The 18,994-nt window shown below is 63.9% G+C and carries 18 protein-coding genes and 1 tRNA gene; 10 read left to right on the forward strand and 9 right to left on the reverse strand.

Annotated elements, in window-relative coordinates; translation table 11 throughout:
* Positions 1 to 13 precede the first annotated feature (13 nt).
* Positions 14 to 511 carry a flavin reductase family protein gene (locus tag ET21_RS0106940; protein WP_030539073.1) on the forward strand — a complete coding sequence of 166 codons (498 nt, stop codon included), beginning with the start codon at positions 14 to 16 and terminating at the stop codon, positions 509 to 511.
* Between the two features lie 61 nt (positions 512 to 572).
* Positions 573 to 1,571, forward strand: a complete 999-nt coding sequence (locus ET21_RS0106945) for a hypothetical protein (protein ID WP_030539074.1) — start codon at positions 573 to 575, stop codon at positions 1,569 to 1,571.
* Positions 1,572 to 1,645: 74 nt separating this feature from the next.
* Here the strand turns inward: ET21_RS0106945 and ET21_RS26465 are convergent, their stop codons facing one another.
* Entirely contained in the window at positions 1,646 to 2,293 is a 648-nt protein-coding gene (locus tag ET21_RS26465) for a TetR/AcrR family transcriptional regulator (protein WP_051768032.1), read from the reverse strand.
* A gap of 172 nt (positions 2,294 to 2,465) precedes the next feature.
* Between ET21_RS26465 and ET21_RS0106955 the strand changes: the two genes are divergently transcribed.
* The 4 genes from ET21_RS0106955 (at position 2,466) to ET21_RS0106970 (ending at position 7,047) form a co-directional block, all read left to right on the forward strand.
* On the forward strand, positions 2,466 to 5,021 hold the full coding sequence (locus tag ET21_RS0106955) for a TonB-dependent receptor (RefSeq protein WP_030539076.1): 2,556 nt from the start codon (positions 2,466 to 2,468) through the stop codon (positions 5,019 to 5,021).
* Between the two features lie 53 nt (positions 5,022 to 5,074).
* Complete coding sequence (locus ET21_RS0106960) at positions 5,075 to 5,842, forward strand: SDR family oxidoreductase (protein WP_030539077.1); 768 nt, start codon at positions 5,075 to 5,077, stop codon at positions 5,840 to 5,842.
* A 102-nt stretch (positions 5,843 to 5,944) separates the two neighbouring features.
* Complete coding sequence (locus ET21_RS0106965; RefSeq protein WP_272945211.1) at positions 5,945 to 6,400, forward strand: VOC family protein; 456 nt, start codon at positions 5,945 to 5,947, stop codon at positions 6,398 to 6,400.
* A gap of 221 nt (positions 6,401 to 6,621) precedes the next feature.
* Positions 6,622 to 7,047, forward strand: coding sequence for a DUF2147 domain-containing protein (locus ET21_RS0106970; protein ID WP_030539079.1), 426 nt, complete (start codon positions 6,622 to 6,624; stop codon positions 7,045 to 7,047).
* Positions 7,048 to 7,129: 82 nt separating this feature from the next.
* Here the strand turns inward: ET21_RS0106970 and ET21_RS0106975 are convergent, their stop codons facing one another.
* Together ET21_RS0106975 and ET21_RS0106980 are read right to left on the reverse strand one after the other, a co-directional pair.
* On the reverse strand, positions 7,130 to 8,398 hold the full coding sequence (locus ET21_RS0106975) for an MFS transporter (RefSeq protein WP_237751509.1): 1,269 nt from the start codon (positions 8,396 to 8,398) through the stop codon (positions 7,130 to 7,132).
* Positions 8,293 to 9,735, reverse strand: coding sequence for a TetR family transcriptional regulator (locus ET21_RS0106980; RefSeq protein ID WP_051768034.1), 1,443 nt, complete (start codon positions 9,733 to 9,735; stop codon positions 8,293 to 8,295). The genes ET21_RS0106975 and ET21_RS0106980 overlap by 106 nt, the downstream gene beginning before the upstream one ends.
* Positions 9,736 to 9,851: 116 nt before the next feature.
* On the opposite strand from ET21_RS0106980, the gene ET21_RS0106985 reads away from it, so the two are divergent.
* Entirely contained in the window at positions 9,852 to 12,152 is a 2,301-nt protein-coding gene (locus tag ET21_RS0106985) for a TonB-dependent receptor (protein ID WP_237751502.1), read from the forward strand.
* A 14-nt stretch (positions 12,153 to 12,166) separates the two neighbouring features.
* On the forward strand, positions 12,167 to 13,030 hold the full coding sequence (locus ET21_RS0106990; protein ID WP_030539083.1) for a tyrosine-protein phosphatase: 864 nt from the start codon (positions 12,167 to 12,169) through the stop codon (positions 13,028 to 13,030).
* 198 nt (positions 13,031 to 13,228) lie between these two features.
* On the opposite strand, the gene ET21_RS0106995 is transcribed toward ET21_RS0106990, so the two are convergent.
* A tRNA-Ser gene (locus tag ET21_RS0106995) sits at positions 13,229 to 13,321 on the reverse strand.
* A 234-nt stretch (positions 13,322 to 13,555) separates the two neighbouring features.
* Here ET21_RS0106995 and ET21_RS0107000 point away from each other — a divergent pair.
* On the forward strand, positions 13,556 to 14,356 hold the full coding sequence (locus tag ET21_RS0107000) for an EipA family protein (protein WP_030539084.1): 801 nt from the start codon (positions 13,556 to 13,558) through the stop codon (positions 14,354 to 14,356).
* A gap of 4 nt (positions 14,357 to 14,360) precedes the next feature.
* Here the strand turns inward: ET21_RS0107000 and dinB are convergent, their stop codons facing one another.
* From dinB to ET21_RS0107015, 3 genes are all read right to left on the reverse strand, one after another.
* Positions 14,361 to 15,449, reverse strand: a complete 1,089-nt coding sequence (gene dinB / locus ET21_RS0107005; RefSeq protein WP_030539085.1) for a DNA polymerase IV — start codon at positions 15,447 to 15,449, stop codon at positions 14,361 to 14,363.
* 65 nt (positions 15,450 to 15,514) lie between these two features.
* The gene (locus ET21_RS0107010; protein WP_030539086.1) at positions 15,515 to 16,045 is read right to left on the reverse strand and encodes a DUF177 domain-containing protein; all 531 of its coding nucleotides are present in this window, start codon (positions 16,043 to 16,045) and stop codon (positions 15,515 to 15,517) included.
* The gene (locus ET21_RS0107015; protein ID WP_030539087.1) at positions 16,042 to 16,557 is read right to left on the reverse strand and encodes a ubiquinol-cytochrome C chaperone family protein; all 516 of its coding nucleotides are present in this window, start codon (positions 16,555 to 16,557) and stop codon (positions 16,042 to 16,044) included. Before ET21_RS0107015 ends, ET21_RS0107010 begins: the two co-directional genes overlap by 4 nt.
* 141 nt (positions 16,558 to 16,698) lie before the next feature.
* Here ET21_RS0107015 and ET21_RS0107020 point away from each other — a divergent pair, with 141 nt between their 5' ends.
* Positions 16,699 to 17,220 (forward strand): outer membrane protein assembly factor BamE, encoded by a 522-nt coding sequence (locus ET21_RS0107020; protein WP_030539088.1) that lies wholly within the window; start codon positions 16,699 to 16,701, stop codon positions 17,218 to 17,220.
* Positions 17,221 to 17,276: 56 nt separating this feature from the next.
* Here the strand turns inward: ET21_RS0107020 and ET21_RS0107025 are convergent, their stop codons facing one another.
* Positions 17,277 to 17,972, reverse strand: coding sequence for an HAD family hydrolase (locus ET21_RS0107025; RefSeq protein WP_021238742.1), 696 nt, complete (start codon positions 17,970 to 17,972; stop codon positions 17,277 to 17,279).
* Entirely contained in the window at positions 17,956 to 18,993 is a 1,038-nt protein-coding gene (locus tag ET21_RS0107030) for an ATP-grasp domain-containing protein (RefSeq protein ID WP_030539090.1), read from the reverse strand. The genes ET21_RS0107025 and ET21_RS0107030 overlap by 17 nt, the downstream gene beginning before the upstream one ends.
* Between the last annotated feature and the right edge of the window lies 1 nt (position 18,994).

Genomic DNA, 18,994 nt, shown 5'->3' on the forward strand with positions numbered 1-18,994 from the left:
CAGGCAGGGTAGAATGACGGCAATATCGGCGATCGACAGCGGCACCTTCCGGCGGGTGCTGGGCCATTATCCGACCGGCGTGTGCGTCGTGACGGCGCTTGAACCGGGCGGCGCGCCTGTCGGCATGGTGGTGGGTTCCTTCACCTCGGTTTCGCTGGACCCGCCGCTCGTCGCCTTCTTCCCGGCCAAGACATCGACCAGCTGGCCGCAGATCGAACAAGCGGGCCGATTTTGCGTCAATGTGCTGGGCAGCGACCAGCGGCCGCTCTGCCAGCAGCTTTCCGCCAAGGATGGCGACAAGTTCGCCGGAGTGACGCATCGCGCATCGGCGAACGGATCGCCGATCCTGGATGGCGTGGTGGCGTGGATCGATTGCACGCTGGAGGCGGTGCATGAGGCGGGGGATCATTATATCGTCGTCGGCCGCGTCATGGCGCTGGAGGTGGAAAGGCCGGGCAGGCCGCTGCTTTTCTTTCAGGGCGGTTATGGCGAATTCGTCCCCTTCGCCTGATCCGCGTCCGCTTCGTTCAACGGTTACAGCTCCTTAAGACCCGGAAGCTAAGCCATGGGGCATGCTGTCTTCGCCTGCCTCGACCGCCTTGCTGATCACCGTCGACACGGAACTGTCGGCGTTGCTGCACCAGCGCGGCCTAAGCCTGGACGATAATGTCCGCAGCTCCATCTGGGGAGAGGCCAAGGGCGGGGCATACGGCATCGGCTGGCAGATGAGTCAGTTGGAGCAGCATGGATTAAAGGGCGTCTTCTTCCTCGATCCCATGCCTGCCCTTGTTCACGGCCCTGAATTTCTGAAACCTGTCGTCGCCGCGATCGCCGGGCGCGGCCATGAGGTGCAGTTGCACATTCATAGCGAATGGCTGGCATTTGCGGCGCGGTCGCCTGTGGGCGGGCGGACCGGGCGCAACATTGGCGACTTCGCGCTGGATGATCAACTGATCCTTTTGGACATGGGGCGAAAGTGGCTTGAGGCTGCGGGCGCGCCCAGGATCAGCGCCTTTCGCGCGGGCAATTTTGGGGCGAATGACGACACGCTCCGCGCGCTGGCGCAATTGGGCTTCGCCTGGGACAGCAGCGTGAACCCGGCCTATCACCGCCATGGCTGCCGCATCACCGGCGCGCGCGACCTCACTGGACTGACGCGCTGCCAGGGACTGCCGCAGGCTCCGGTAAGCGGCATCAACGATCGCCCCGGCAACTTCCGCCCGGCACAGGTCTGCGCCATGTCGGCCAGCGAGATGCGGCAAGCCATCAGGCATGCGGCAGGGGAAGGGCATAGCGCCTTCATCGCCGTCACCCACAGCTTTGAAATGCTCTCCCGCGACCGGCAGCGCCCCAACCATGCGGTGATGCGGCGCTTCACCGCGCTCTGCAAGGAAGCGGCGAACCTTCCAGCCATCCGCAGCGCCGGTTTCCACAACCTGTCCACTGAACTGGCATCCGCCGAATCCACCGCGCAGTCGCGCCTCGCCCCCAGCCATGCCCGCACCGCCTCCCGCCGCGTGCAACAGGTGCTGGCCACCTGGCGCTATGAAAGGCGGCTGTTGCCCGCTTGATCTTTTTTCAGCTCTTGAGCGGAGCGAGCGGCAACAGACCTACAGGGCGAATCTCGCGGACAGATGTGTCTGGACTATGAGGCCGCTCCTTCCGCGGAACCAGCGGCGAAGGCTGCGACCATCATGTCGAGGAGCATGTTCAGGAATGTTTCGCGTGGCAGAAGGGTCTTCCCGGACTTGCGCTCGCTATCCAGCCTGACCATGGACGATACGAACATTCCGTTCAGCACATATAGACGCGCAAAAGCTTCGTCGTCTCCAAGTCCGGGAACCAGCGCCTTCAGCCGGTTCCACGTCAGGACATGCCCATGGATATCCCAGCCGAAGCCGGACGATTCCGGCTTGAATTCGGGATGATGCATATATTGCAGCAGAAACGCCGCATAGCTGTGATCGCCATGGCTGTCCGTCACTTCCCAGACGGGCAGGAACAGGATTTCGATCAATGCCCTCATGTCGTCGAGACGACCCTGCGTTCCGGCGGCCTCGTACATTTGGTCGATCCTGGGTTCCATCATCTTGGACCGGCGCTGTATGATCGCCTTGGCCAGCCCTTCCTTGCTGCCGAAATGATATTGAATGGCGGTCTTGTTCTTCTGACCGGCGTCTTCGCCAATCTGCCTTAAAGATACGCTGTCGATGCCATGCTGCCCGAACAGGCGTTCAGCGGTGTCGAGGATGCGTTCGCGATTACTGGCGGCCACATTGGGTGAATTGGACACATATACTCCCTCGACCAGGCATCAATGCAGCCGAGTAACGGCATTTACGCCGTTCGCCAACCAGCTTGCCATGGCGGTTCGCGAACAGGCGCTCTGACGATTGACAGAGATGAGGCAGATGCCTTATTAAGGCGATCACCTTAATTATAAGATATGTTTAGGGGAGAGAGTGATGAAATCGCAAAAGGGCAAGCTGCGCATTTGTCTGGGCGTTAGCGTTATCGGGTTGCTGTCGACGGCCGCTCATGGGCAGGAACTGGCACAAACCGATCCATCTCCAGCCATTGCCGACATCGTCGTGACGGCGAACCGGCGGGAGCAGGCGCAGCAGAAGGTGCCGACCGCGATCACGGCCTATGACGCCAACAGGCTGCGCGAACAGAGCGTTGCAACGGCGGCCGATCTGGTCGGCAAGGTGCCGTCAGTGCAGGTAAGCAGCAACGCGTCGCAACGCAGTACCGAAATCATCGTTATTCGCGGGCAAGGGCAGACCTATCTCTCGCCCATCGGCGTGGTCCAATATTTTGGCGAGGTGCCGCTGATCCAGGGCGGGATCGTCGCCGTGCAGGGCGGGCCGGGCACCTTTTTCGACCTTGAATCGCTTCAGGTTCTAAGAGGTCCGCAAGGTACGCTGTTCGGCCGCAATACCACCGGAGGCGCGGTCCTGCTGGGACCGAAAAAGCCCGGCAAGGAGTTTGGCGGCTATGTTCAGGCGCAGTTTGGAAATTACAATGATCGCGAATTTGAAGGCGCGATAGATTTGCCGGTCGTGTCCGATCGACTGCTCGTTCGCATTGCGGGCAAGAAGGTGGATCGTGACGGCTTCACCAAGGATGTGGGACCTGCGGCCTATGGCCTTTCCGACATATGCATCTCCAACCCGGCCGGTTGCTTCGGGCCGCGTTCGCCGGGTTTTGCGGGGAAGGATTATGACGACAGGCATTATTGGCACGCGCGTATCGGCGTGACTTTCCGGCCGGTGGACGGGGTGGAGAACTATCTGGTCGGCTATTACGCCAAGTCGCACGACAATGGCACCGGCTTCGTGTTCGACAATATTTCCACGGTGACGCCGCTAAACGTCACCAATATCGCGGCTAATCTCGCCTATCAGCGGCCGCTCGGAAACATTTTCGACCCCGCCATCGCGGCGCAGGTGCTGGCGGCGCAGAAGAGGCTGGGCGTCCGCAAGACAGCCATGAACACGGATCAATTCACGCGTCTCAAAAGCTGGGGGCTGATAGATACGTTAAGCGTCGATCTGACCGACAGCCTCACCTTCCGTAACATCGTCAGCTACCAGCGCCTGACACAGGACTATAATTGGGACCTGGACGGTTCGCTATTGCCCATTCTTTCGCAGCAGGCGCCCACCGTTCCCGCTGGCAGCCCGTGGGCGCCGGCCGGATCGAAGGCGCATATCACGAACCTCAGCCAGATCACGGAAGAAGCCCAGATTCAGGGCAAGTTCCTTGACGGCAAGTTGAACACGGTCGTGGGATTCTATTATTCCTATGTGAAGCCGGAAAGCGTGCAAGGGACGGGGTCGTTCAACTCCGCCTCCTATAATCCGGGCTCCTTCTACGACATCCGCACGCGAAGTCTGGCCGGTTACGCCCAGGCATCGCTCGACCTCGGCGCCGTCACGCCGGGTCTGGATGGCCTGACGGTGACGGGCGGCATCCGCGTGACCAATGACCGCATCAAGGGATCACGCTATGCCACCAACTTCCTGCTTCTGCCCGGTGGAGCGGCAACGCTCGACACGACGGAGCCGACCTGGACGATCGGACTGGATTATCAGGCGACGTCGCGGGTGCTGCTCTATGGCAAGGTCACGCGTGGCTACAAGGCGGGCAGCTTCAACTATGCGGCGCCCAGTCAGGAATCCCTCACGTCGAAGCCGGAATTCGTGACCAATTACGAAATCGGCGCGAAGACCGATTTCCAGGTCGGCGGCGTTCCGGTGCGTGTCAACGTCAACGGCTATCATCTCGACTACAAGGGACTCCAGCGGGCCCAGGCATTCAGCGTCGCCAACGGCAATCTCGTCAATGGCGTATGCATCGGTTTCGACGGCCAGCCCAACGGCAGTTCAAGCTGCGTCGATCAGGGTGCGATCGTGGTCAACGCCCAGGCAGCCCGCATCAACGGGATCGAGGTGGAGACGGCTATCAGACCGGCCCGCGGGCTGGAGATCGCCGCCAACTATTCCTACATGGATGCCAAATATAAGCGATACGCCCTGCCGCTTGCGCCCGATCCGCTGGCGCGGGTCGTGCAAGGCTGCGGCGGCCCCGTTGCCGTTCCCTTCCCCGGCCAGCCGACGGCTTCGGTGGACCTGAGCTGCGCCCCGTTCCAGTTGGCGCCCAAACATCTGTTCAACCTTAACGGGCGTTACTCCTCAGCCCTGCCGAACAGCGCCGGTACGCTCGTGCTGGCCGCCAGCTACTCCTATGTCGGGCGCACCTATAACAGCTCAAGCACCCTGCCTTCGGACGATCCCAACGTCTGGGTGAAGGCTTATGGGCTGGTCAACGCCTCGATCGAACTGAACGGCATCGGCGGTTCAGGCCTGGACGCGCGGCTGTTCGTCACGAACCTGACTGATAAGGTCTACCGCGTGAACGCCTATAGCGGCCTCAACACCGCGACGGGCTTCACCAACTCCACTTATGGAGAACCGCGCATGTACGGCGTGTCGCTGCGCTATCGCTTCGGAGGCTGAACGCTTTCTCGGGCCCCGGAGCAGGGACTAGCCTGCTCCGGGGCCGGTGGATAATGGAAAGCGAAGCAGGAACGATCCTTATCACAGGAGCCGCCTCAGGCATTGGCCTGGCGACACGCCGCCGTTTCGAAGCCAGGGGATGGAAGGTGATCGGTGCGGATCTGCGCGACGCTGAAATATGCGCCGATCTGGGCACGGCCGCCGGAAGGACGCAGATGGTGGAGCGCGCAACCGCTCTGGCGGCGGACGGCCTTGACGCCGTCATCGCCTGCGCTGGGCTTTCCATCCCAAGTACCGCCACATTGGCCGTGAACTATTTCGGCGCGGTCGCCACCCTTGAAGGGCTGCGCCCGCTCCTGCTCCGGTCGCCACGTCCCCGCGCCGTGCTCGTCGCGTCGAGCGTGTCCATCTACCCCGGCAACGAAGCCGTCATGGAAGCCTGCCTCGCTGGCGACGAACAGCGCGCCCTTGCCCTTGCGGAAGATGGCGACCCCTCCATTTACGTCACGTCCAAACGAGCGGTCGCCCGCTGGATGCGCCGGGCAGCGATTTCAGCGGAATGGGGCGGATCGGGCATCCTCCTCAATGGCGTCGCGCCCGGCGTCGTCGAAACGCCCATGGCCCTTTCCACCATGCAGGATCCTGCGATGCGAGAAGTCATCGCGCAGACCAACCCGCAAGTCCCCGATGGCCTTATCCCTCCGGATGAGATCGCGGAACTCATCGAATTCCTGGCTACTTTCAAAGGGCGCTTCCTGATGGGCCAGATCGTTTTCGACGATGGCGGCACGGATGCGATCAAACGGACAGATCTTTTCTAGCCAGCCAGGCTTAGCCGACAAAGGTTGACGTGAGGATTGCCGCTTAGCTCATGGCTGCCACCTGGTGGTGGTTCGTCAAGAATTTATCATCGGGGGGCGCTGGTGGCCGTCAATGGAATAAATCGCATAATGATCGCCGTCCGCGATCTGGAAAGCGCCAAGAAGAAATATCATGACCTGCTTGGGGCCACTTTCCTGGACGCGCATTGGACTGGCGAACCGTTCGGCATAGCCGTGTCGATCGCGTGGGACGCCGGGATCGAACTGTGCGCACCACTACCCGGCCGAGAAGACAGCAGCGCGGTCTCCGGCTTCCTTGCGGCTCACGGAGAAGGCGTGATGAATGTCTTTTTCAACGTCTCTGATGGGGAGGCCGCGATGGATCGCGCAATCGAGCACGGCTACAATAGCGTGCACTCTCTTGATTATACGCAGGGCGAGATCGACCAGCATCTGGGGGGCTTGTTCAGGCGATATCAGGAGTTCAACCTCGACACGGCCGAGCGCTGCGGATTTACAGTCAGCCTCGCCCGAATTGAAGCCAAGAAAGAAATTTAACGGGGAAACGCAGTTCCACGGCCGCAATTTCCGGCCGTCGCGGTAATCCGGCGCCTGTTTTTCGCCGTGGCATGGTTGCGATTTCGCTGCACGATTGGAACAATGGCCTGAGATTGCGCAGGGGAGCGAGGGGAAGTTCCTTCGCGAGGAAGATCCTTGAACCGGAGCGCTTCGCTGCGGGTGCGCGGAAAGAGGTCTTCGAACCAGCCATGAGGTCGTTCATGCCGTTTACGCGAACATCCCTTGCCTACATCTGCGCCGCAGTTTCCTGCGTTTTGCTTGTGTCACCCGCCAGCCTCGCCGCGCAGGACCGATCCTTCGGCATCTGGCGAAATCCGTCCGGCAGCGTTCATGTCCGCGCTGAACCGTGCGGCGAGCGCATGTGCGGGGTGGTCGTGTGGGCGAATGACAAGGCGAAGAACGATGCGCGGCGCGGCGGCACCGATCCTCTCGTGGGGTTGCGGCTGTTCCGGGATTTCGTGCAGGAACGGCCCGGCGTCTGGCGGGGCCGGGTCTTCGTGCCCGATATCGGCAAAACCTTCTCAGGAACGGTCAGCATCATCGACGATGACACGCTGATCGGGAGGGGGTGTCTCCTCGGCCGCGTCGGATGCCGGTCGCAGCAATGGACCCGGATCGCGCAATGACATGGAAGGGTTTGCAGCCGATGGCGAACATTCCCGATCATCGAACCTGAGCCGTTCGGAAGTGGCTTGTTCGCCGGATCGCTTATCCGATGAATGCTGGACCGGATCGATCCGGGGAGGCGCGGACCTCAGGCTCGCCGGACCCGTCAGCATCATAGCAGCGCCACAAAATCAGAAGCGCCAGCAGCCCGGCCATCCCTGAGGGGAGCGCATAGGACAGCCGGACGGCTGCGCCATCGTCCATACCGGCCGCCACCCAAGAGGCCGGGAGCAGCCCGATCAGGGAGAGCGATGCGAACGCGCCGATGCCGAATGCGAATTTCAGTGTGATATTGCTGACCGCATAGAAGCTGGCGCCATTTCGCACCCCGGCATCGGCCGAGGCGCGGACCATGCCGGCCACAATGGCGCGCAGGAACAGGAAATCGATCCCCGCGAAAAGCCCGCGCAGGACCACGAAAGCCACCGCTCCGCCGAGACTGGCGGCGGGAATGGCCAAGGCTGCCAGGGCCATCGCGGCGCTCCAGCCATAACCCGTCATCAGCAGCCTGCGGCGGCCGATGCGTTCGCTCACGGCGCTCCAGAAGGGAAGGGTGGCAAGCGCAAGGACGGCCTGGACGACGATCAGCGTGCTTCCCCACCCTTTGAGGCCAAGCGCGTCATCGATGAAAAAGAGGAAGACGGCGGAAGCGGCCGCCTCCGCGAAGCCGGAGCAAAGATAGAGCAAAAGGACAGGAAGCATCGCCGGTGTGCGAAGGATGCGTGCGAACAGGCGCAGGGGATTGGCGGCCTGGGCCACATCCGCGCTCTGCAACCGCGGTTCGGCTATATTGGTCAGGACCAGCAGCACCGCGAAGGGAAGGAACAGCATGATGAGGACGCCAAGCGCCGCGACCTGCCCCTCGCGTCCGATGCCGAAGCCCCGCTCCAGCAGGGCGGGCACGATCGGGACCAGGATGGCCCCGGCGATCCCGAACCATGTCTTGGCGGCGATGATGCGGAGCCGCGCGGCAGGGTCCGCGCCGAGTTCAAGCGCCCAGCCGCCATGCGGGGTCACCAGCATCATATAACCAAGATGGGCGAGCAGCGAAAAGGCCGCCAGCGAGATGATGCTGCTCCCCGGCCAGCCAAAGAATACGCCCGGAATGCCGATCAGGACCGGCACGAGCCCTGCGGCCATCCAGGGACGCCGATGTCCGAAGCGCGTGGGAAAGCGATCGCTGGCCCATGCGATGACGGGGTCGATCACGCTGTCGAACAGCCGCAGCGCCATGATGAGAAAGCCGGCGGCGGCAAGCGAAAGCCCGTATGCCGTCGCGGTATAGGCTGGCAGATAGACTCGCCAGGCGATTTCGAACGCCTGCACCCCGACCATGGGCGATGAAAAGGCGGCGAGCCTCCAGAGACTGGTGTGGATGTGCGGCTGGGCGCGCAAATGCTTGGTCCCCCTTCGCATCCCCTTTGCGACGAGGTGTTGACATCCACATGACGGCCGGGCCGGTCAGGTCCGGCCAGAGGCGAGCCGCCGGGGCAGCGGCGCGGGGGGCCGGTGCTGTTGCATGCCTGTCCCCGGCCGCCCAGAACTGCGGAGAGGATTGCGCCATCGACCGGCGAAACGGCGTGATCGCGGCCCAGCGCGCGTTCAAGGATGCGCGCCGACCCCCGGCCGCGCAGATAGCGCAACTGCGCTGCGAAGGGTTGGAACGCCGGATTGCGCGCGGTGGCGATGCAAAGCTCGCCCGAACCGAGCATGTCGGCGCGGCTTGGCGCGCCCTGCTCGGCCAGGGCGATGACCTCTTCCACTGTCATCGCCGCGCTCTCGCCCAGCCGGACGGGAGAGCGCGATTGCATTCGCCGGTATATGCCGTCGAATGCGGCGCGCATAAGGTCGGCGCTCGTGCGGAATTTATAGGAGACCGTACCGAGCGTGACGTTCGCCGCGGCGGCAACGGCACGATGGGTCAGCGCCGTTACGCCGCTTTCCGCGACCACCTGCGCGGCGGCGTTGGCGATGGTTTCGGCAACGCTATCGGACGGCTCCGGCGTCGCGGCGAGCATCTGCGCGTCTCTCTGCCCCGTGTCGAACCAACCGCCCTGCGGCGCAAGCTTTCCGCCAAGCCAGGCCGCCCAGCCATTGCAGAGTTCTTCCAGCGCCGAACGATCAAGCGGACGGCGCCATCGCAGTATATGCAGCCCGCTGGCCCCGTCAAAGAACCAGGCGGTCAGCGTCGCGAATTCCGAAAGGCCCATCCCAGCGCATAGCTGATCGAAAAATCCCTGCCACATCTGGTCCCACTGCCTGGCCGCCCAGCAGCGATCAGGATCGCGCAGCGCCATCAGCTGCCCCTCACGCCAGGCGAAGGCCAGACCGCGCTGCATTTCGCACCAATCATCGATGAGGCAGGCCAGCAGCGGTCCCAGCATGTCCGGCGATATGGCGGCCTTGCCGATCGCTTCCTGCTGCGCTTCGCACCATGCGCGGGCAGAAGCGATGGCATCTGCCTGCGCTGCGTCCAACAATTGTCCTAATCCACCGAAGTGATAGTGGATCGCAGACACGGGGAGGCCTGCTGCCGATGCCAGCATACGGGCGGAAATCGCTTCCGCGCCATCCCCCTCCCACGCAGACAGCACCGAACTTACCAGCCTTTCCGGCGCTTTTGCGGCTTCTCTGCTGGTGTTCGGCATCTTCCTGCTCCTTCGGCTTCGACCCCATTTTGCCGCAGAAAGCGCAAGATACAAGTGTCACATCTATTACATACAAACGGCCTATTTCCGCCGCGACTCAACGGAAAGGGGCTATCGTGAAACCGAATAAACTGAAGCTGCCGCATGGATGGATGCTGACCGGGACGGCGATGGGCATGCTGCTCTGCCCGATCGCTGCCCATGCCCAGATGCAGGCCGCGCCGGACGCCAGGCTGGTCGCGGATGAAACCGGGGCTGGGGGGCTCGACGAGATCGTGGTCACTGCCGAAAAGCGGGAAACCAACCTGCAAAAGACTCCGATCTCGATCTCCGTTCTGGGCGAACAGGCGCTCGCCAACCGCCATGTCCAGAGCCTTCTCGATTTGCAGGACGGCGCTGTTCCGTCACTGCGGATCGGGCCGAACTTCACGCGCAATTCGGCGCTGTCCGTCGGCATCCGCGGCATCACCGGCGGCGATTCCAATCAGCCCAGCCGCGATGCGGGCATCGGCGTCTATATCGACGGCGTCTATCTGGGCCGCGCGCAGGGGCTGGGCATGGCGCTGATGGATATCGAACGGATCGAGGTGCTCAAGGGCCCGCAGGGCACATTGTTCGGCCGCAACTCCGTCGGCGGCGCTGTCAGCATCGTCTCGAAGAAACCATCGGGTGAATTCGGACTGCGCCAGACGCTGGGCCTTCGCAACTATAACGGCTATTCAAGCGAGACCCATCTGGATCTTCCTTCCTTCGCCAATATCGCGCTCAAGTTCGACGCGGTGTTCCTGAAGCGTGACGGCGTGGTGGAAAACAGGCTCGAAGGCGCCGACGATTTCAACCGGTTCGATCGCCGGGGCGTGCATGGCGCGGCGCTTTGGGAACCGAGCGCCGATTTCAGCGCGCAGATCGATGCAGACTACAGCTATGACGTGACCACGCCTTATTATGTTCAACTGCTGAACCTCAGCCCCACGGCCTATCCGCTCGCGCCCCTCGTCAAGGTGCAGCCTGATCGGGCGAAGACCGCTGATATCGGCGTGCCGCAGCGGGAAAATGTCGGAGAGACCTACGGCGTCAGCCTCCATCTCAAGTGGAAGGTTTCGGACGCGGCTGAACTGCGATCGATCAGCGCCTACCGGCATCTGGAGCAGGACCAGTGGGACAATGGCATCGGCGCGCATGCGGGCACCGTTTTCCAGCCCAACGCCACCTTCGCCCGTTACAGCCTCGCCTCGATGAGGCAGGAACAATATAGCCAGGAATTCCAGCTGGTGGGTGATGCCGGCCGGCTGCAATATGTGGCGGGCCTCTTTTATTATCATGAATCCGGTGACGACGACGCCTGGAGCCCCAACACCATGCGCTGGAACGCGGATGGCACCGTGGCAACGCCGTTGCCGTCGCTGGAGGCCGGAGCCAGGGCGCCATTCCCGGACCGCGCCAGCACGGCGAAAGCGGACAGCTATGCCGTTTATGGGCAGGCGAGCTGGAACCCGCCCGTGCTTGACGACATGCTGCGCCTGACGCTGGGCGGGCGTTTCACGCACGACAAGAAAAGCGGCCGCCTCTACAAGGTCAACGGCGCGGATACGCCCTACAGCTTCACCTTCTCCAAGGATCATTTCGATCCGCAGGTGACTGTGACGTTCGACCCCAGCAGGGATGTGCAGCTCTACGGCAAATGGGGGACCGCCTACCGCGCCGGTGGCGCCAACTCGCGGTCGCTGACTTACCGCGCCTATGGCCCGGAAAAGGTCTCGACCTTCGAAGCCGGTCTCAAGACCAGCTTCTGGGACCGGCGCGGACGGTTCAATATCGCCGCCTATACGACCCGCTATACCGATATCCAGATCGACTTCTATGCGCCCAATACCGGAACCAACCGCACCACCACGGAAACCCTGAACGCGCCCGGACATGGCAGGATCAAGGGTATCGAGGTTGACGCGTCGCTGGCCCCGCTTCCCGGCCTAACCCTGTCGGCAAGCTATGCCTATACCGATGCCAGGCTTCCCCAGTCCGTCAATCCGTTCCTGCCCGCAGGGTCGCCGCGCCAGACCATTTACGTGACCAGCACGCCCAAACATGCCGGCAGCGCCGCGATCGACTACACCCTGCCGCTGGCCGGAGAAACCGAACTGCGCATGCATCTCGACGCCAATGCTGCGTCGCGCTTTCACGCGGTCGCGGGAGAGGAGACGCTTTCGGACAAATCCTTCATCGTCAATGGCCGCCTAGCCCTGGCCGGAATCGGCCTCAGCCGGGGCGCGAGGCTGGAACTCGCGCTCTGGTCGCGCAACCTCTTCAACGAACAGCATGTCTTTTACCGCAGCCGGGCGGCCTATTCCGTGGCAGGCGAGTACGGGATTTTCAACGAGCCGCGCACCTTCGGCATCGACGGCACGCTGCGCTTCTGACCGGGAGGATAGAGATGACCATCCGCAAACTCATCATCGCGGGCGCGCTCGCATTCACTGCATCCGGGGCTGCTCTGGCGTGGCAGGCCGCGCCCCAGTCGCCCGCCGTTCAGGAGGCGCACAGCCGCCTCCTGCCGCTCCAGGGCGGCCAGAATTTTCGTGACCTCGGCGGCTATCGCACGCGCGATGGGCGCACCGTTCGCTGGGGCGTCCTGTTCCGTTCGGGCGCGATGAATGGCCTGACGCCAACAGATTTCGCTTATCTCGGCAAGCTGGGCATCAGGACCGTCTGCGATTTCCGCAGCACGCAGGAGCGCAATGCCGCGCCGGTCCGCTGGCCCGGCAATATGACGCCCAAGATCCTCGCCGACGATTACAGGATGGACATGGCCGGGCTCGACTTCAGCAATGCGGCTGGCTGGACGGGCGAGCAGGCCCGTGCGGCCATGGCGTCAAGCTATCCGCGCATCCTGGAACAGTTCAACGGCCAGTATCGCCGCATGTTCGAACAGTTGCTGGCCGGGCACGTGCCGCTGGCGTTCAACTGTTCCGCGGGCAAGGACCGCACCGGCGTCGCCGCTGCGCTGATCCTGACGGCGCTCGATGTCCCTCGCGAAACGGTGGTGGAGGATTATCTCCTCAGCAACCGCTATTTCGATCCCAAGAAGGCGATCGTGGGCGACGGCGCTGCAATGCAGGCATGGAGCAAGCTGCCTCCGCAAGTGCTGCAAGCGCTGATGGGCGTCGATCGCAGCTATATCGAAGCCGTATTCCGCGTGATCGATGCCCATCCCGGCGGTGCGAAAGGCTACTTGCGGGACAGGCTGGGACTCGGACGGACCGAACTCGCCCGTCTGCGGCAGCGTTACACGGAATAGGCATGGGACGGGCGCCGATCCGATGGGACACGGCGCCCATAAACTCTTGCGGGATTCGTCCGGGGAAGCACGGTCGTCCGAAATAAGGTGAGGGCGCGGCTCTTGTCGCGCCTAAACTCCATCCATGCAAAAAAGCACGTTGGGCGAGCGCCTTCGCTGTATCGAAATTCGATCAAATCGATACTTCAACGGGAAAAATGGCGGAGACGGAGGGATTCGAACCCTCGGTACCGGATTTACCAGTACGACGGTTTAGCAAACCGTTGGTTTCAGCCACTCACCCACGTCTCCAAACATGGCCTGAACGCCCGCTTGAGGCGGGACAGCGGCTAGGCGAATTGGGCTATAGCGGCGGCTTTCGTGCATGGCAACGGTCCTCTGGCACGAAAATTGGCGCGCTGGCCTTTCGACGATTCGTTCCGGCGCGGAATCGACTCCGGTCACCGTTCGTTCATTGTCGTTTCAGCTTGAACCCGGATAATCTGCCGGATGATTGACGAGCGGGCAGATGGGGGCATGGCGGGGATGATCGGGACGATGAAGCGGGCGGCGGCGCGCATCACGCGCATGGGCGCGGTGGCTCTGGCGATTGGCGGGGTCGCGCTGGCGCCTGTCGCGGCGCAGGCGCAGGTGCGCACCGTCGATCCCAATACGGCGATCGATGCCGATCTCGCCCCGGTGCCGCCGCAGAACAGCACGCCCACCGATCCCGGCGTCGATACCAGCGTTCCGCCCGCACAGACGACGACCGATCCCGCCGCGCCGCCGCCGGTCGCGTCGGGCAGCACGGCGACCGGCGCGCCCGTCACCGCCAATTCCCCGCCCGCTGCTCCGGCGGCAAGCGAATCCTATCAGGAAGACGATCTGATCGGCGCGGCCGAAGGCGTGTTCGGCAAGGGAGCGGAGGGTCTGGCAGGCATTATCGAGAAGATCCTGAAGGATCAGGGCCGCCCCAATGCCTATATCGCCGGGCGGGAGGCGTCCGGCGCGTTCGTCGTCGGCCTGCGCTACGGATCGGGCACGCTCAACCACAAGGTGGAAGGCGCGCGTCAGGTATATTGGACCGGCCCGTCGATCGGTTTCGACGTGGGCGGCAACGCGGCCAATACCTTCGTGCTCGTCTATAATCTCTACGACACGCAGGACCTTTACCATCGCTTCCCGGCGGCGGAGGGCACGGCCTATCTGGTGGGCGGCTTCACCGCCAGCTATCTGCGCTGGGGCAGCGTCGTACTCATCCCGATCCGGCTTGGCGTCGGCTACCGGCTGGGCGTCAATGCGGGTTATATGAAGTTCACCGAAAAGCGGAACTGGCTGCCCTTCTGAGCCGCTAGAGGAGAAGGCTGAGTTGCGGGCCTTCTTCACTGGCTTCCTGATGATCGAGATTGTGGACGCCTAGACCCAGCAGCCGCGCACCCATGCGCAGCGGCAGTTGCGCCTGGAGCAGGGCGCGGCCCGTTTGCGCCAGCAGGTCCGGTGAACGCACCGGCGCGGCGAAGCTTTTCGAGCGGGTGATGATGCGGAAGTCGGCGAACTTGATTTTCAGGACCACGGTGCGGCCATAGGCGCTGCTCTTTTCGATCCTGCCCCACAGATTGGCGGCGATGCGGTCAACCTCGGCGACCAGCGCATCCTCCGTGACCAGATCGTCGAAAAACGTGTCCTCCACGCTGACGGACTTGCGCTCCTGCCGTTCATGGACCATCCGGTGATCCTCGCCCCGCGCGGCGCGATAGTAGAAATCGGCGGCGCTGCCGAAATGCTGTTGCAGGAAGGGCAGGTCACGGGCGCGCAGGTCCGCCCCGGTCTCTATGCCCAGCGCCTGCATCCGCCGCGCGGTCACCGGGCCTACGCCGTGGATGCGGCGGACCGGCATCTTGGCCATGAACGCCATCCCGTCCCCCGGCCGGACCACGCACAGCCCGTCTGGCTTGTTCTGATCCGACGCCAGCTTGGCGATCAGCTTGTTGTAGGACACGCCCGCCGACGCGGTGAGGCCGGTTTCCTCCCGGATCATGCGGCGGATTTCCTGCGCGATCACCGTGGCGGACGCGATGCCGGGCTTGTTGCTGGTCACGTCCAGATAGGCTTCGTCCAGGGAGAGGGGCTGGATGATGTCGGTGAAGCGGGCGAAGATGCCCCGCACCTGCGTTGAAACGGCACGGTACACGTCGAACCGGGGCTTCACGAACAGCAGGTCCGGGCATAGCCGCCGCGCCCGCGCGCCGGGCATGGCGGATTTCACCCCGAACACACGCGCTTCATAGCTGGCCGTGGCCACCACCCCGCGCGGCCCGCCGCCGCCCACCGCGATGGGCTTGCCGCGCAGGGAAGGGTCGTCGCGCTGCTCGACCGATGCGTAAAAGGCATCCATGTCGATATGGATGATCTTGCGCGTGCCAGCGGCCGGAGTTTCCATGGCGCGCGACTATGGCACAGTTGGAATGCAGGGAAAATGTGGAAGGAGGCTGCTGGACGCGCCGATCATTTCTTCTTGTTCTGGAGCGATAGCAGCGCGGCGAAGGGGCTTGCCTGCTCCTCCGTCAGCACCCCCGCGTCGCGCAGATAGGCGTCGGCGTCCGGCGAGCGGGGGTAGGGCGCCATCGCCAGCGCCATGGTTTCGGCGACCGCCTCGCCCATGTCGATGACCTGCCCGTCAAAGCCGATGACGTCGCAATCGTCCGAATCGATCTCCAGCTCCTCGCCTTCTTCGCCGGTTCCGCTTTCGGCGACGAAGCGCAGCAGGAAGTCGGTGTCGATGCTTTCGGGCACGGGCAGGCCGGTCGCGACGCAGGGCTGCGTCAGTTCCGCGCGCACATGGCCGCGCGCCAAAATGCCGCCCGCTTCCTCGGTCAGCCCATATTCCGCCTCCAGCCGGTCCAGGCTCAGAAGGTTGAAGCGCCGCGCCAGCGCCTCGCGTTCGGCGGGTTCGGCGCTGATGGTCACGCCCTGCGCATGGAGGGCAAGCTGATCGGCGCGGACGGGGCGGGAAAATTCCGGTGCGGGCGCGGTCATCCCAGCTCTCCCGCCATGAGCGCGTCGCGCGTCATCGCGCCAAGCCGGACCCAGCGCGCGCGCAGCCGCGATTCGACATGCGCAAGCGCATCGGCCGATGGAGGCGCGCCACGATAAAGGTTGCGCGCCAGCGCCTCGCTCAATTCCGCTTCCCCTGACAGGGCTTCGCGATAGGCGGAAAGGCGCCCGCCCAGCGCGCTCACCATCCGCCCGATATGCTTGCCCACCACGACGTCGCCAATGCCTTCCTGCCGCAACTGCCCGTCCATGTCGTCGACGAACAATTCGGTCAGCCACACGCTTTCCTGCGCCGCGTCCAGGCTTTCCAGCCGCATCAGCACCTGGGCGAGGATGGCGACGATCATGTCGAACCGGCCGTCGATCGTGTCGGGAACCTGGCCTTGCAGATACCAGTGCGGCTCGCGGCCTTCCTGAACGATGGCGTTGTATAGCGGCTGCATCGCATCCTTGGGATCGCGGCTTGCGAACAGGCGCCGGAAGAGGTTGGGCATGACGTGGACGTTTCCTGGCTGAACCGAACGAGGCCCCTCTTGCCGGGGTCCGCTCAATTCCATATTGATCGGCGGGCCGCCCGATGCAATGGCGGCGTCAGCTTTAAGGATTTCCGGGGCCCGTCCCGGCAGGAGAAGTGCATGCGCCAGTTCAGCCGACAGTCCCGCAGCGGGCGGCTCTTGCTCGCGGGGGGCCTTGTGGCGCTTGCGCTGGGGATGTCGGGCTGCACCCGCATCCGCACCCATCAAGGGTATCAGGTCGACAAGCTGCTGGTCGATTCCATCCAGCCGGGCATCGACAACCGCGCGTCGGTGGAAGGCACGCTGGGCCGCCCGACCTTCGCCGCCCAGTTCGGCGATCAGGACTGGTATTATGTGTCGCGTGACATGCGTGCGCTCGCCTTTTCCAATCCCAAGCCCGTGGCGCAGACCGTTCTCCGCGTCCGTTTCGACGCGGCGGGCAATGTGACGGCGGTCGACCGCATGGGCCTGGAACAGGTCGCCAGAATCTCGCCCTCCGGCGACAAGACGCCGACGCTGGGCCGCCATCGCAGCCTGCTGGACGAGATTTTCGGCAATATCGGCGCGGTGGGCGCTGGCGGCATGGGCGGCATGGGTGGCGGCGGCGGCAGCAACACCGGCGGCGGCCCGAACGGCAGCTAGGCTTTGCCCTGATCAATGGGGAGCATGGTTAAGCTTCGCCAAGGTCAGCTCTCGCCTCAAAACTCCTCCAGGGTTTCGATGATCCTGTCAGCATCGACGCGGTCGGGATGGATGCGATCATGGATGCGGTTGGGCCGGGCGATCTGCACCGTGTCCCAGCCCATGGCGCGCGGCGCGGTAAAATCCTTGGACGGATTGTCCGCGACATAGGTCAGCGCCCCGCCTGAACGGCCGAAAATATGTTCGATATGCTGGAAGGCGCGGGGGTTGGGCTTCCAGCATTCCCTGCCCCAGCGGTCGGTGCAGACGCCCAGATGAACGCCGCGCTGGTACAGGGCCAGGGCCCTTATCTTCCGCCTTTGCGCGTCCAGGAAACCATCGGTGATCACGGCGAACCCGGTCGCGGGATCGCGGCGGGCAAGGAATTGTTCCGCATCGGGCGCAAGCCGGATGCTGGGCCGATGCTGCCGGTAGGCGGTGAGCATGCGCGCGATGAGGTGCGGATGCGGCTCCAGCCCCATGTCCCGCAGGCTGTCGTCGAAGATGCGGGTGCGATGCCCCGCCTCGAACCGCTCGCGCATCACCCTGCCGAGGCCGTCGAGCCCCAATATGGCGCGCGCCCACAGGCCCACGGCTTGCAGGCCGCTCAGGACATAGTCGCGCTCCAGATAGAGCGTGTCGTCCAGATCGAATATGATGACGCGGTCGAACCGCCCCCGATATGCGCCGGGCCTGTCAGATGAAGACAGCATCGTCGAAACGCAGCATCAGCACGTCCTCGCGCCAATCGTCCCCGGCGGTGCAGGGCAGCCCCAGCCGCTCCTCCAGCAGCCACTGGCTGAAGCGCGCGCCTGCCCTGTGGGCCAGTGGATAGCCGCCGCCGAACCGGGCGTTGATTTCGAATATGGAAGCGCCGCCGTCCTCGTCCATGCGCGCCTGGAAGCACATCGCCCCGCGCGCGCCTTGCAGCGCCTGCCCCAGCCGCCACGCCATGTCCTGCAACAGCGGATCGCGCAGGGTGACGCCCTTTTCCACCTCGCCCGACCGCACACGCAGCCGCTCGTGCGGGATGGCGCACCGCATCTTCCCCGCACCGTCGAAATAGAGGCTGACGGTGAATTCCCGTCCATGCAGGAATTGCTGCAATATATAGGGCTCGGCCCGGCTCAGCGCCTCCAGTTGGCCGCGTTCCTCCACCATCATGATGCCGCGGCTGGAACTGCCGTGACGCGGCTTGGCGAGCAGCGGCAGGGAAAGGTCACTCCGGCCGTCGAGAAAGTCATCCAGCGCGACGGTCGCGGGGGAGGGGATGCCAGCGCCCGACAGGAATCGCGCCGTCGCCAGCTTGTCGCGCGCCATGTGGACCAGCGCAGGATCGCTCACCGCGACATGGCAGCCGATCGCGCTGAACCGGTCCCGCGCCTCGCTATAGGCGATCAGTTCGGTGTCGATCGTGGGGACGATCAGGCCGATCCGCTCGCGCTTGCAGATGTCCAGCATGGCGGGGATGAAATCCTCGCTGTCCGCAGGCGGAGCGGCGAGGCCCATGTCCGCTTCGACGCAGGCCGCGCTCCATTCCGGCATGAGGTCCGACGCGTAGAGCCTGAGGCCGACGCCCAGCACCGCCGCGGCTTCGCGGAAGCTGCGCAGCAATCCGACGCGGCGGCCCGCCGAACTCAACAGCATGCGCAGCGACCGGCCCGGCTGCGGCGTGGCGTGTTCCGTGCTCACATGCGCTGCGCCTTCTCTCTGGCTGGTGACGGGCAGGTCCATG

This window comes from Sphingobium sp. DC-2, assembly GCF_000722555.1.
Taxonomy (GTDB): Bacteria; Pseudomonadota; Alphaproteobacteria; order Sphingomonadales; family Sphingomonadaceae; genus Sphingobium; species Sphingobium quisquiliarum.

What these genes read in the sequence shown, in the direction of transcription:
- ET21_RS0107010 (WP_030539086.1), bottom strand. Translation starts at nt 16,045, where the DNA reads ATGACCGCGCCCGCACCGGAATTTTCCCGCCCCGTCCGCGCCGATCAG.
- ET21_RS0106945 (WP_030539074.1), top strand. Translation starts at nt 573, where the DNA reads ATGCTGTCTTCGCCTGCCTCGACCGCCTTGCTGATCACCGTCGACACG.
- ET21_RS0107000 (WP_030539084.1), top strand. Translation starts at nt 13,556, where the DNA reads ATGATCGGGACGATGAAGCGGGCGGCGGCGCGCATCACGCGCATGGGC.
- ET21_RS0106940 (WP_030539073.1), top strand. Translation starts at nt 14, where the DNA reads ATGACGGCAATATCGGCGATCGACAGCGGCACCTTCCGGCGGGTGCTG.
- ET21_RS0107025 (WP_021238742.1), bottom strand. Translation starts at nt 17,972, where the DNA reads ATGCTGTCTTCATCTGACAGGCCCGGCGCATATCGGGGGCGGTTCGAC.
- ET21_RS0107015 (WP_030539087.1), bottom strand. Translation starts at nt 16,557, where the DNA reads ATGCCCAACCTCTTCCGGCGCCTGTTCGCAAGCCGCGATCCCAAGGAT.
- ET21_RS0107020 (WP_030539088.1), top strand. Translation starts at nt 16,699, where the DNA reads ATGCGCCAGTTCAGCCGACAGTCCCGCAGCGGGCGGCTCTTGCTCGCG.
- ET21_RS0106970 (WP_030539079.1), top strand. Translation starts at nt 6,622, where the DNA reads ATGCCGTTTACGCGAACATCCCTTGCCTACATCTGCGCCGCAGTTTCC.
- ET21_RS0106955 (WP_030539076.1), top strand. Translation starts at nt 2,466, where the DNA reads ATGAAATCGCAAAAGGGCAAGCTGCGCATTTGTCTGGGCGTTAGCGTT.
- ET21_RS0106960 (WP_030539077.1), top strand. Translation starts at nt 5,075, where the DNA reads ATGGAAAGCGAAGCAGGAACGATCCTTATCACAGGAGCCGCCTCAGGC.
- ET21_RS0106980 (WP_051768034.1), bottom strand. Translation starts at nt 9,735, where the DNA reads ATGCCGAACACCAGCAGAGAAGCCGCAAAAGCGCCGGAAAGGCTGGTA.
- dinB (WP_030539085.1), bottom strand. Translation starts at nt 15,449, where the DNA reads ATGGAAACTCCGGCCGCTGGCACGCGCAAGATCATCCATATCGACATG.
- ET21_RS0107030 (WP_030539090.1), bottom strand. Translation starts at nt 18,993, where the DNA reads ATGGACCTGCCCGTCACCAGCCAGAGAGAAGGCGCAGCGCATGTGAGC.
- ET21_RS0106990 (WP_030539083.1), top strand. Translation starts at nt 12,167, where the DNA reads ATGACCATCCGCAAACTCATCATCGCGGGCGCGCTCGCATTCACTGCA.